The sequence below is a fragment of the Paenibacillus sp. VMFN-D1 genome (genome assembly GCF_003386155.1).
GTDB lineage: Bacteria > Bacillota > Bacilli > Paenibacillales > Paenibacillaceae > Paenibacillus_AQ > Paenibacillus_AQ favisporus.
Window position 1 is genome coordinate 2470782 of the sequence record NZ_QRDU01000001.1, and the last position, 12075, is coordinate 2482856.

Sequence of the window (12075 nt, forward strand, 5' to 3'; positions counted from 1 at the left end):
GCCCAAATCGTTTGAGTCCGTTTCCTAGGTACGATCCTCAGCTCAGCTATGATTTTCCGGACTTCGAGTTTAAGAAAAAAAACCGCCTCCACACCGGATGTACCGGGAGGGAGACGGTTTTCTTCATTTTACACCATCACACGCTTGAGCTTGTGAACGTAACGCGAGCGTACGATCAGGAAGTACACCATCTGGACGATGACAAAAGCGATCGAAGCGAGCAGAACGGACGAATTCACTTCCCCGACTCCGAAGTCCTTACGGACGGCATTCAGCACAACGAGCGTCTGTATGACCGACACCACGATCGGAACGAAGAACAGCGCGGCGATCTGCAGCGTTGCGGCGCGGCTCATTTCCTGGATTTTCAGGCCGATTTTGGACATCGACTGGTACATCCGCTGATCCTGTGTCAGCTCATGGTGCAGCTTGAAATACAGGAAGCTAGCGGAGGAAATGGACAGAACCGCCGTAATGAAAATTCCGGCAAAGCTCATCATCGCGAAGGACTGCCTCAACGAGTAGTAATCCCCGCCCCGGGCGCTGATGATGTTTTCGGATTGGCCGCTCAATTCCCTGTCGATCCCCTCCTGCTTCAGCTTCATGCCAATGCTGATTTCCGGATCTCCTTCCGCAGGAACGGTACCTGTCGACCATTCGGGAATCATATACACGACGCTGCCCTGGATCCGGTTAGATTTCGGCTCAGAGGACAGAAGCTTCTTGTGCACCTGATATTCATCATCCGAAATAACCAGCATATCCGATACGGTAGGCGACACGTTCACGTCAGGCTTAATCGTATCGGTGATGTCCAGCTCGGCTTTCGTATCCCGCAGCGTAATCTTCCTGAGGTCGTACCAATCCGGACGCTTCCTTGATACCTCCGTGGCAGGGATGACATGCACCGCCTGATGGTAATCCAGCTTGCCAACCTTCGGTGCACCGGCGGCTTCCGCAAGTTGATTGTACATGGACCGCGGCATAACCGAGACTGAAGAGGTTCTATCCTCCACCACGCTAAAATATTGCTCCGTACGAATCGTCTGATAGGTAATGCCTTGACGGCTCAGCGATTGGTCGATCAGGGCCAAGTCCCCCTTCACGCTTGTGTCGTCATACACCGAAAGCCGGATGGCATACGGATTCGCCCTGTAATTATCTTTATTCGTCTCGTTGATGGACATCACGAACGCGACGCTCATGCAGGAAATTGCTGTGACGACCGTCACCATGAACAGCACTCTCGCATTATCTTTCATTTTATAGGCCATTTCCGAAATCCAGATCAGGTTCGTCCCCTTCCACACCCACCTGCGGCTGCGCTTCAAGAGACGCATGACGAGCACGGTAATTTGCGTGAAAAAGAAATACGTCCCCGCAATCCCGGTAACAGCGGCGAGAACGAGATTCACCCGGAGTGACATATAGCCTGCGGCCAGAAGGGCGATCCCGAATAAGGAAATCAGGATGGACGCCTTCGGTTCGGTTTTCGGCCGATTCGACCCCTGCAGCAGATTCAGGACGTGATTGCGGCGGATCAGGATCAGCGTAAACGCCGAAATCGCGATGAACAGCAGGGCGAACGCGGCCACCGTCAGCAGCACCGGTTTGACCGGAAGGTACAGCCCCAGCTTCTCCATGCCCACTACCTTTGCGCTCAGCAGCAGAAACAGCTTGGATAGAATGAGGCCGCTGCCGATCCCGGTCACGATGGACGATGCGCCGATGATCATATTTTCGATGAAGACCAGGCGGCTGATCTGGCCCTGCTCCGCCCCCAGAATCGTCAGGATGCCGAATTCCTTGTTTCTTGCCTTCAGAAAAGCCCCGATCGAGTAGAGCACAAACAGAAATGAAAAAATGTAAATGATGTACTCCATAATCAGCATGACCAGCATCGTCGTGTGTCCAAGCTCGGTCTTGTTGATGTCCGGATGGAAAATAAACAAAGCATACGTAAAAAACACCATCACCATAAAGCTGCTGCTGAGGTAGTAAGCGAAATAAGCCCTGGCGTTGCGCTTGACGTTGTTAAACGCGAATTGAGGAAAGCTCATGTGCGTTACCTCCCAGGAAAGACAGCATCTCGATGATCTTTTGGAAAAAGGCCTGCCGGCTCTCTCCCCGGTGAATTTCTCCCGACAGCTCGCCGTCCTTGATGAAAACCACCCGGTGGCAGTAGCTTGCGGCCTGGGGGTCATGCGTTACCAGCATCATCGTCACGCGGTCGGCGACGTTCAGCTTCTCCATCGTCTCCATCACGTTGCGGGAGGATGCGGAATCCAGCGCCCCGGTCGGCTCATCGGCGAGCAGCAGGGACGGCGAAGGGATGATCGCCCGCGCGATGGCGGCACGCTGCCGCTGTCCGCCGGAAATCTCATAGGTGCGTTTGTTTAAAATATCGGTAATGCCAAGCTTGTCTGCAATCCGCGTTAGCCGCGCTTCTATATCCGGCAGCTTCACCCGGTCCAGCGTAAGTGGAAGCACGATATTTTCGGCCACGGTAAGGGTATCCAGCAGGTTGAAGTCCTGAAAAACAAAGCCCAGCTGGCGCCGACGGAATCCCGCCAGTTCCTTCTTCTTCAGCTTGTGGGGATTCTGCCCGTTGATCAGCACCTCCCCGGAGCTCGGCGCATCGATCGTGGAGACCATGTTCAGCAGCGTCGTTTTGCCGCTTCCCGAGGGCCCCATAATGCCGACAAATTCGCCTTGCTTGATCGTCAGCTGAATATTCGTTAATGCGCGGGTGGTTACTTTGCCCGGATAGACTTTGCTCAAGCCGGTCACTTTCAATATATCCGTCACAGGAATGCTCCTTTCTTGTCTGTCTTCTGTGATACCTCTACTGTAAAGCATAACCCGCAGCCGAAACTATGGATTCGTCTTACGCCAATCTTAAACCTTCGTAAGGATATGTTCGGGGTCCCTCACCGCAAAAAAAGGACGCCATGACATTTCATCAAAGCGCCCTCTCTCCCTCTGCGATTGTTAGACAGATGGCCGCAACGGCCGCGCATCAAAAACGAACCTTACCGTCGTCCCCTGTTCGGGAGCTGAATTGATTTCTACGCGGTGACCGAGCCGACTGCACACCTCGCGGACCAGGTACAGACCCATTCCCGTCGATTCGTGGTAGTTCCGGCCCGTACTTCCCGTGTAATAAGGTTCAAATACCCGCCCTAAATCCTCGGGCCGGATGCCCACGCCTTGATCCGTGATTTCCAGCACCGTTTCGGCTTCGCGGCGGCTGGCTGCAAACACTACTCGCTCACCGCGGCCGGACGAATACGTTACAGCATTCGTGATCACTTGACCCAGCATGAAATGAAGCCACTTGGCGTCCGAGTAGACGGCCAGCTCCTCATCGATCCGGATGTCCGGTACAAGACGATTGCGGATGAACCAGCGTCGGTTGTCGGCCACAGCCTCCTGGACGGCAGATCGGAGCGGAATGGCATCGACCCGAAAGTCATGCTCAAACCGGTCCAGCCGGGATGTATACAGTGCCATCTCCAATCCCTTGCGCAGCTTGTCCAGCTCCTCCTGAATGCTGCCCTCCACCTCGTCGTCCAAATCCATATCCTCCAGCGTCAGCTGGATGACCGAGATCGGCGTCTTCATTTGGTGCACCCACCGGTTGATAAAAGCGGTGTGAAGCGCAAGCCGCTGCCTCGTATCATAGAGCTCATTCTGATACAGCTGAAATTGATTCTCCAGCAGCTCATGCAGCGCATCGGCCAGCGGGGTCTCCCCGATTTCGTTCTGGGACTGGTCCAGCGTCCCGGCCGGCTCCGACAACCGCTGGTATAAGCGGCGGTGGCTCAAATACCTGTAGGTTAAATAAACGAATAATAGAACCGTTATCAGGACGGCGCTGTACAGGGGGATGGAGACGGAATGCGTATCCGACCCCAGCCAAAACAGCGTTCCGACCAGGATGATCTGCACGAGGTATACGATCAGAAGCGGGATGTGCTCTTTCAAAAACAGCCTCACGGCGTCTCCTCTCCCATGGTACGGAGCACATAGCCGGCTCCTCGTACCGTTTCGATCCGCTCCTCCATGTCTAGCTCCTTCAGCTTCTTGCGCAGCCGGGTCATATAGACGTTCAGTGTGTTGTCATCGACAAAGTGATGATCTTCCCACAGCAGATCCAGCAGGCGGTTGCGGCTGACGACTCGGCCGGCCCGGTTCATCAGCGCTTCAATCAGCATCGATTCCTTCTGTGTCAGCTCTACACTGGCGCCGGCTGATGACAGAATAAACCGTTCCGGATACAGCGTCAGTCCGCCCGGCTCCTCTACTTTGCGCTCCTCCTGCCTGCCGGAATAAGAGCCGTAGGCACGGCGAAGGCTGCTGCGGATTTTGGCCATCACCACTTCATAAGCAAAAGGCTTCGTTATATAATCGTCCGCCCCGTTCTCCAGCGCCATCACTTGGTCCATTTCACTGTCGCGCGCCGAAATGAACAGCACCGGGCATGTGGACACATGCCGGATCTGCCGGCACCAATAAAAGCCGTCAAACTTCGGAAGATTGACGTCCAGCAGAACGAGATGCGGCTGGAAAGATTCAAACCGTTCCATCACCCGGTCGAAATCCTCCAGCACCGCCGCCTCATACCCGTATTTCTCCACATGCGCCTTCAGCATGGAGGAGATTTTGGCGTCATCTTCGATAATGAATATACGAAACAAAACAATACCTCATTTCCTTTCCGCCGACGGCGGAAGATTCAGGGCGGGCTCGGATGCCGGCTCAGGCAGTTCCCCTGCCTGAGCGTCTTCGCCGATGCGCAGCTGCTGCATGGCAAACTCGCGGTACATGGCATGCGATTCGAACAGCTCCTGGTGCGTCCCGCTTCCTGTAATGCGGCCCTTCTCGATGAACAGAATCTGATCCGCATCGACGACGGTCGACAGCCGGTGGGCGATAACCAGCGTCGTCCGGCCCTTCATCAAGTTGTCGAGCGCCTTTTGGACGAACACCTCCGACTTGCTGTCGAGACTCGAAGTCGCCTCGTCCATCATCAAAATTTGCGGGTTCCGCAGCAGCGCCCGGGCGATCGAAATCCGCTGGCGCTGGCCGCCGGACAGCTTCACTCCGCGTTCACCGACTTCCGTGTCATATCCTTCCGGCAGCTCATGAATAAAAATATCGGCATACGCCATATGCGCCGCCCGTTCCACTTCCTCGTCCGTCACTTTCCGGTCCAGCCCGTAACAAATATTGTCGCGGATCGTGCCGGAAATGATCGGGCTCTCCTGCGGTACATAACCGATCCGGCTGCGCCAAGAATGCAGCGAGAAGGATTCGATATCTTCCCCGCCGATACGGATGGTGCCTCCGGTCGGCTTGTAGAAGCGCTCGATCAGGGAGAAGAGCGTCGTTTTCCCGCCCCCGCTCGGTCCGACCACGGCCGTCACCTTGCCGGGCTCCAGCGTGAAGTTAAGTCCGTGCAGCACGCCCTCGCCATCACCGCTGTAGGCAAACGTCAAATTTTCCGCTTCGATGGCCTGAGCCGCATCGGTCAGCGTGCGGCCCTGCAGCACGTCCTCCTGCTCGTCCTCCAAAATGGAGACGATGCGTTCGGTTGCCCCCACGGATTTTTGCAGCTGCGTAAAAAAAGCCGTAATCTGGTTCACCGGCATGACAATCTGGAACAGGTACAGAATAAATGCCACGAGCTCCCCGGCGGTCAGCGCCCCGCTGGATACGCGCATACCGCCGTATCCGATAATGACGACCAGCAGACCCATCATGACCAGCGAAATGACCGGGCCGATGAACGCCTGCACTTTGCCCTCGCGGATGCCGAGCGACAGCAGGCTCTCAATGGAACTCCGCCCGACCCGCTCTTCGCGGTCTTCGGCGTTCGAGGCTTTGACCAGCCGGATCTCGGACAACACCTGGTTCAGCACTGCTGTGAACGAGGCGGTTTCATCCTGCATTTTCCGTGAAATGTTCAGCATTGTCCGGCCGAGCGGCACCAGCACCGCCGAAGCCACCGGGATGGCGGCGAGCATGATCAGCGTCATCTGCCAGTCCATCAGCAGCAGGATGATGATCGAGCCGATCATAGAGATGATGCCGTTAAAAAAACCGGTCACATGCTCGGATACGAGCGATTTCAGCACCGCGGTATCATTGGTCATCCGGCTCACGGTATCTCCGGTCCGGTTATTGTCATAGTAGGGGATGGTGAGCGTCAGCAGCTTCTTCCACAGCCTGTCGCGGAGCTTGGCCACCACCTCCTGCCCCAGCCGGTTCAGCAGGTAGATCGAGACGCCGCCGGCAATCGCCTGCAGGACGAACGTCACGACCAGCAGTACGATCTGCTCCGGACGGATCGACTCCACAGAGAAGCTGTCCACCAGATTTTTCGTAAAATACGGGACGATCAGGCTGACCAGCGTGGAAATGACGCTCAGCACCGAAGCCACGGCGAGCAGCCATTTCGACGGCCTCGTCTGCATGACGAGGCGGATGAACGCCTTCCAGTCTCCTTTGGGGGCGGCCGCTTCTTTCGAAGCCCCGCCGATTGCAGATTGATGTTCCGTCATCGTAACACCGCTTCCTTTACATGATAGGGTCCAGATCCATTTTCTATAGTTATACCGCCCGGATCGTTCTTGTCAAATTCAGGCGCGTCCACCCGTGTATACGTTACTCCCCCCTTGCGGGTTTCGCTCCTCCCGCCCGCGCTTCATCGGCAAGCCAGCTTCGGGCGCAATCGATCATCTTCCGCGTGGCCGGAGAGACGTTCCTCGTAGCGTTCAGGGCGATCCCCAGCGACCGGCAGCTTCCGTCCTCGAGCTCCAGCGCCACCACCTCGTTCCGCCTGCCACGCAGGATCATTTCCGGTAAAATGCTGATGCCCAGTCCGTTCTCCACCATGGCCACGATCGCATAATCGTCGGCTGCCCGGAACTTGACCGGCGGTTTGACCCTGCCTTTGCGCAGTACCCGCCGAACATCGTAATCGCTGCCTTCCTTCGGCATAATGAAGGGCTCGTTGGCAATGTCGACGTACCGTATGCAGGGCTCTTTTTCCAGGCGATGGCCCGGGGGAAGGATGCACAGCATCCGGTCCAGCTTTAACGGGATGACCTCAAACGAATCGAGGGTGGGCATCGACACAAACCCAAAGTCAATTTCGCCGCTGAGCAGCCATTCCTCGATCTCATGGTAGTCCCCTTCATACAAGTTCACTTCGATCCGGGGATGGCTGGCCAGGAAATCGCGGATAATCCCCGGGAGCCACTGCACCGAAATGCTGGTAAAGGTTCCGATCCGGATCGTGCCGGTTTCCAGCCCGTTAATGGCCGCCACTTCCTGCTTCAGCCGCTCCTGCACCTGCAGCATCTCTCGTACGAATGCAAGCACGCGTTCCCCGTTATCGGTCAGACGGACGCCGGAACGGTTTCGCGTAAGGATCGAGAAGCCAAACTCCGTTTCCAGACTGTGAACGGCATGGCTGACGCCGGACTGGGTCAAACCCAGCGCCTCGGAAGCTCTTGTCAGGCTGCCAAGCTCTACCACTTTATGAAACACTTCATACTTAAACAGGCTCACCTTCGCCACCCTTTTTTCATTAATTTCATTCATACTTCGCATTCAAAACATTCAATTTTCTTATTTAAAAATACCACGTATACTGGATCAGGCGAAAGCTGTTGTTCAAGTTTGATCGTGTAAAGGCAGGATCTCCTATTCCATGAAACCTTTTAAAGCAAATGTCGTGATTATGATCGTCACCCTTTTTTGGGGCTCTTCCTATCTGTTTATGAAAATGGGACTGGATTCGGTTCAGCCCTTCAATCTGATCGCCCTCCGGTTCGGGCTGGCGTTCATCGCCGCTGGCGGCCTCTTCGCAGGCCGGCTTCGCCGCAATACAGACGTCTCCGTATTGAAACATGCCGCGCTTTTAGGCTTCATCCTGTTCGGCGTGTTTGCCTCCATTATGCTTGGGCTTCAAGGAACGTCCACATCCAATGCGGGCTTTTTGATGAGCCTGACGGTCATCTTCGTGCCGGTTCTCTCGGCCGTATTCGGCAAAAGCATGCCAAGCAAGCGGCTCGTCCTGGGCGTCCTGTTGGCGATGACCGGAATCGGTCTGCTCACGCTGCGGCCCCAGTCCGGCATCGGCTTCGGAGACCTGTGGTGCATCCTTGGCGCCTTGCTGTTCGCCGTCCACATGATGCTGACGGGCCGTGCAGCCAAAACATCGCCGGATCCGCTCTGCATCGGCATTTGGCAGCTCGGCTTTGCCGGCGCGTTCGGGCTCGTCTTCACGGTGCTGTGGGAGACCCCGCGCCTGCCCGGCAGCATCTCCGGCTGGGTGGCGGTGCTGGCGCTCAGCCTCGTGTGCAGCGCGCTTGGCTTTATCCTGCAGACCATGGCCCAGCAGTATACGACCGCAACCCAAGCAGGCCTCATCTTTGCCTTGGAGCCGGTCGTGGCCGCCGTCTTCGGCCTGCTGTTCATGAACGAAACGCTGTCCGCCCAAGGATATGCTGGCGCCGGTCTCGTTCTGCTCGGTGTAGCCTTGTCCGAGCTCAACGTCAGCAGACTGCTGGGCCGGAAGAAGCAGCCGCCGCGCGAGGCTGCCGGATGAAATGTTCGTACATACTTTAGCAAAGGTCATTTTTCTTGCAATATCAGGAAGCCTTGGCTCTGGAGTTTATACTTTCTGATATTATAAGAAAAACGATTATCGATGTATCTTCAAAGAAGACAGACCGCGTTTAAAGGAAAGTTTTCTTGCAATATCAGGAAGCCTTGGCTCTGGAGTTTGTACTTTCTGATATTATAAAAAAGGCGCCCCTCTCATCAGAGGCGGCGCCTTTATTCATTTACATTTGAACCCGGTCCCAATCCACACTGGCAGCTTATACCTCAGTTTTACGCACGCATCAGCGCAAGCGTAGGCGTTCCGCTCGAAACGTCAACGAACAGCACATAGTTATTACCGTCCGTTCCCTTGAGCACAAGCCCTGGCTGGCCCGGCAGGATCGCCGGATAGAAACGGACCTGCTGCGAGGTAAAACCTCCTGCCGGCACGGTCGATTGGGACTGCGTGACCATACGAAACAACGCGCTAACCGTACTGCCGGAACCGATATTGCCGGATACCGTTTGGCTGCCGTTCACCTGCAAGGAGCCAGCTATCGTCTCGTTCCCCATCACGTTAAAATTTTGCATGACCGTTTCATTGCCGTTCACCTGCATATCCGTTCCGATGGTGGCATTGCCGTTCACCTGCATGTCCTGCTCAATCGTTGCGTTCCCCGTCACCTGCATGTTATCAAATGTTGGCATATCTCTCATTCCTTTCTCAGAAGATAGAATAATATATGCCAAGCTTGTTATTGAAGCCCCGTGCTATTGACTCAACAATTCTTCCACACGTGACACAGCTGCTCAAGCCTCTTCTTTTCCTAGCATGCGATGATTGACTCTATTTCAATCCATATTGGGTCAACAAACTGCGGGCATCCTTGTTGATCCGGTCCACATCCGGCCCTTTTGCCGGTTCGTCGGTAATTCCATAAGCAGCCTTCAGCTTAAGAACGGCGTATACCCGGTCATTGAGCACTTCTTCGGATATCGTCCCGTTTTTTACCGCGTCCGTCAGTGCCTGGATGGCCTCCTTCTCCTTGGCGTAATCATGCCCGATGAGAATGATGTTCCCGCCCGCAAGGATGGCCCCGACCGATGCCTTGCCGATGCTGTAATTTTTATCGATTGCCCCCATCGTCATGTCGTCCGAGATGACGACCCCTTTGAACCCAAGCTCATTGCGGAGCAGGTCCGTAATGACGGCTTTGGAGAAGGACGCCGGGTGGTCCGGATCCAGCTTCGGCATCAGCAGATGCGCGATCATGACGACATCCGCCTGGTCTTTCACCGCAGCCTGGAACGGCACGAGCTCGAGCTTCCGCAATCTCGCCAGGTCATGGTTCACGACAGGCAGACCGATGTGGGAGTCCACGGATGTATCGCCATGCCCCGGGAAATGCTTCACGACCGGCACCACATGCTCCTCACGGATTCCCTCCATCGTAGCTTTGCCTAGCCGGGCAACCCGTTCGGCGTCATTGCCGAAGGAACGGTCCCCGATCACGGGATTGTCCGGATTGCTGTTGACGTCCAGCACCGGCGCAAAATCCATGTTCAGCCCGAATCCGGCCAGCTCCCGGCCGAAGATTTGCCCGATGCCATGGGATAACTTCGTGCTGTTCTTCCTTCCTATGGCGAGGTTCGTCGGTATGTCGACGAATTCATCCGGCATCCGGGACACCCGTCCCCCTTCCTCGTCCACACTCATCCACAGTGGCACGGGATTGTCCCGGTTGTCTTTTTTGAGGCCGTTGAACAGGCTCAGTGCCTGCTTCGTGCTGTCAATATTATTTTTGTAGAAAATAAATCCGCCGACATAATACTTCTGCACGAGCTCGCGGGTCTCTGCACTTGTGGCGGTCCCGTCCATACCCACGAGTACGAGCTGGCCGATCTTCTCTTCGGTCGTCAGCTGGTTCAGCTGCTTAAGGACCGGATCGTCCGCTGTAGCATTTGTGCCACCCGGATTCGATCCGTCTGGACCCGTATCCTGGCCGCTGCCTCCGTCTCCATTTGACGTGCCCTCTGGGGGACTGGTCGTATTTCCGCCTTGATTCGCAGAAGAATTCGGCTCACCGTTCCCTCCGGCGGTACCCTCTTGCCCCGTTGCGTCATGTTGTCCATTTGCACCTGTTTGTCCAGATGCGTTATTCCCTCCGTGATTTAAGGAACAGCCGGATGCGAGCATGATCGACATCACGCATGCCAAGCTGATTCGAAGCAGTCTATGCAAAGCCTTCACACCCTTCTTTTTCTCGGTATGTTCTTCCTGTTTGTTCATCTTCGACCTTGGGCACAGAAATATACATGCTTAGGATTCACCTTATATGCCTGCTGTAATAATGCCCCACCAAATTTTTACGGCGGTGGCTGCGATCAGGACGGCAAGGGCGATTCTCAACGATTTGACGTTGAGGTGGCGGCTGACCATCGTTCCCACCGGTGCGCCAAGGATGCTCCCTACCACGGTAAACAAGGTGGGCCACAGCGGGATATGCCCGCCGGCTATTTTCCCGGATACGCCGCCGATAGCCGAGATAAATACGATCGCCAGTGAGGAAGCCACCGTCACCCGCACCGGAATCCGCAGCAGGGTCAGCATGATCGGAATCAGAATAAAGGAACCTCCGGCACCGACAATCCCAGAGACAACGCCCACCATCAAGGCGGAAACCGCGGAAATCCAAGGGTTATACTGCACCGATGCCAGCTGCACTTCCTCCTGGGTGCCACGGCCGGGAATCATCATCAAGACAGCTGCAATCACGGCCAGCACCCCGTAAATAATATTGATGCTTGCGCTGGGCAGATAAGCCGAGCCCAGGCTGCCTGCCAAGCTGCCGATCAGAATACTCGCCCCCATATTCATGATCAGCCCTTTGTGCATCAGCGGCTTTTCTTTTTTGCTCTGTCTGAGAAAAGCCAGCATGCCTGCCAGGGAAGAGAAAAATACCTGGATCATGCTGATCGAGGAAACCTGCCGCGGGCTGAACGTCTCCACGCCAAAGAGTCCCGGCACATAGAGCAGCAGCGGGTAATTGATAATGGCTCCGCCGATGCCCAGCAGACCTGAAAAAAAGGAACCTGCCAGCCCGATAAAAAACATAACGATATGTCCTGCTAAATCCATCTACTACACACCTCTGGATGACTGAATAGTTCGCAGCGAAAAACTCAAAATTAACACTATACGAATGGAACATTAGCGTTTATAATAAACCCAAGTAAATCAATGGGAATAGGATGGTGAATAAGCTTGTTTGCGAAATTAAAGAGCTTGTTTGTAGACCGCTGCCCTTCATGCTCTGAGCCTTTGGTTTCGAGCAAAGATCACCTCCGCGTCATCAAGAGCTGTCCGAATGACCATTATACGGAAGAGATTTACACCCATCTACATGTGAGAATCGTTTACCATAAATGAGGATTGTCTACATTTCAGGCTCTAATGAT

General features: G+C 55.1%; 10 protein-coding genes. 1 reads left to right on the forward strand and 9 read right to left on the reverse strand.

What is annotated here, in order from left to right:
• Positions 1–128: 128 nt before the first annotated feature.
• The 6 genes from C7820_RS11310 to C7820_RS11335 all read right to left on the reverse strand — a co-directional run bounded on the left by C7820_RS11310 (position 129) and on the right by C7820_RS11335 (position 7578).
• Entirely contained in the window at positions 129–2060 is a 1932-nt protein-coding gene (locus C7820_RS11310) for an FtsX-like permease family protein (protein WP_116231013.1), read from the reverse strand.
• Entirely contained in the window at positions 2035–2808 is a 774-nt protein-coding gene (locus C7820_RS11315) for an ABC transporter ATP-binding protein (RefSeq protein ID WP_374954648.1), read from the reverse strand. Before C7820_RS11315 ends, C7820_RS11310 begins: the two co-directional genes overlap by 26 nt.
• Before the next feature lie 183 nt (positions 2809–2991).
• A complete protein-coding gene (locus tag C7820_RS11320) occupies positions 2992–3999 on the reverse strand; it encodes a sensor histidine kinase (RefSeq protein WP_116231014.1) in 1008 nt (335 codons plus the stop codon).
• A complete protein-coding gene (locus C7820_RS11325) occupies positions 3996–4700 on the reverse strand; it encodes a response regulator transcription factor (RefSeq protein WP_089546733.1) in 705 nt (234 codons plus the stop codon). The genes C7820_RS11320 and C7820_RS11325 overlap by 4 nt, the downstream gene beginning before the upstream one ends.
• 9 nt (positions 4701–4709) lie before the next feature.
• Positions 4710–6566, reverse strand: coding sequence for an ABC transporter ATP-binding protein (locus tag C7820_RS11330; protein WP_116231015.1), 1857 nt, complete (start codon positions 6564–6566; stop codon positions 4710–4712).
• A gap of 103 nt (positions 6567–6669) precedes the next feature.
• Entirely contained in the window at positions 6670–7578 is a 909-nt protein-coding gene (locus C7820_RS11335) for a LysR family transcriptional regulator (RefSeq protein ID WP_116231736.1), read from the reverse strand.
• A 142-nt stretch (positions 7579–7720) separates the two neighbouring features.
• Between C7820_RS11335 and C7820_RS11340 the strand changes: the two genes are divergently transcribed.
• Positions 7721–8620 carry a DMT family transporter gene (locus tag C7820_RS11340; protein ID WP_116231016.1) on the forward strand — a complete coding sequence of 300 codons (900 nt, stop codon included), beginning with the start codon at positions 7721–7723 and terminating at the stop codon, positions 8618–8620.
• A 287-nt stretch (positions 8621–8907) separates the two neighbouring features.
• Here the strand turns inward: C7820_RS11340 and C7820_RS11345 are convergent, their stop codons facing one another.
• From C7820_RS11345 to C7820_RS11355, 3 genes are all read right to left on the reverse strand, one after another.
• A complete protein-coding gene (locus C7820_RS11345) occupies positions 8908–9324 on the reverse strand; it encodes a hypothetical protein (RefSeq protein ID WP_116231017.1) in 417 nt (138 codons plus the stop codon).
• A 139-nt stretch (positions 9325–9463) separates the two neighbouring features.
• Entirely contained in the window at positions 9464–10867 is a 1404-nt protein-coding gene (gene nagZ, locus C7820_RS11350) for a beta-N-acetylhexosaminidase (protein WP_397334160.1), read from the reverse strand.
• Positions 10868–10948: 81 nt separating this feature from the next.
• Complete coding sequence (locus C7820_RS11355; protein WP_116231018.1) at positions 10949–11755, reverse strand: sulfite exporter TauE/SafE family protein; 807 nt, start codon at positions 11753–11755, stop codon at positions 10949–10951.
• Positions 11756–12075: the final 320 nt, after the last annotated feature.

Bases quoted from the DNA above. Each gene is read 5' to 3' on its own strand.
- C7820_RS11330 (WP_116231015.1), bottom strand. From the start codon at position 6,566: ATGACGGAACATCAATCTGCAATCGGCGGGGCTTCGAAAGAAGCGGCC.
- C7820_RS11310 (WP_116231013.1), bottom strand. From the start codon at position 2,060: ATGAGCTTTCCTCAATTCGCGTTTAACAACGTCAAGCGCAACGCCAGG.
- C7820_RS11340 (WP_116231016.1), top strand. From the start codon at position 7,721: ATGAAACCTTTTAAAGCAAATGTCGTGATTATGATCGTCACCCTTTTT.
- C7820_RS11355 (WP_116231018.1), bottom strand. From the start codon at position 11,755: ATGGATTTAGCAGGACATATCGTTATGTTTTTTATCGGGCTGGCAGGT.
- C7820_RS11345 (WP_116231017.1), bottom strand. From the start codon at position 9,324: ATGCCAACATTTGATAACATGCAGGTGACGGGGAACGCAACGATTGAG.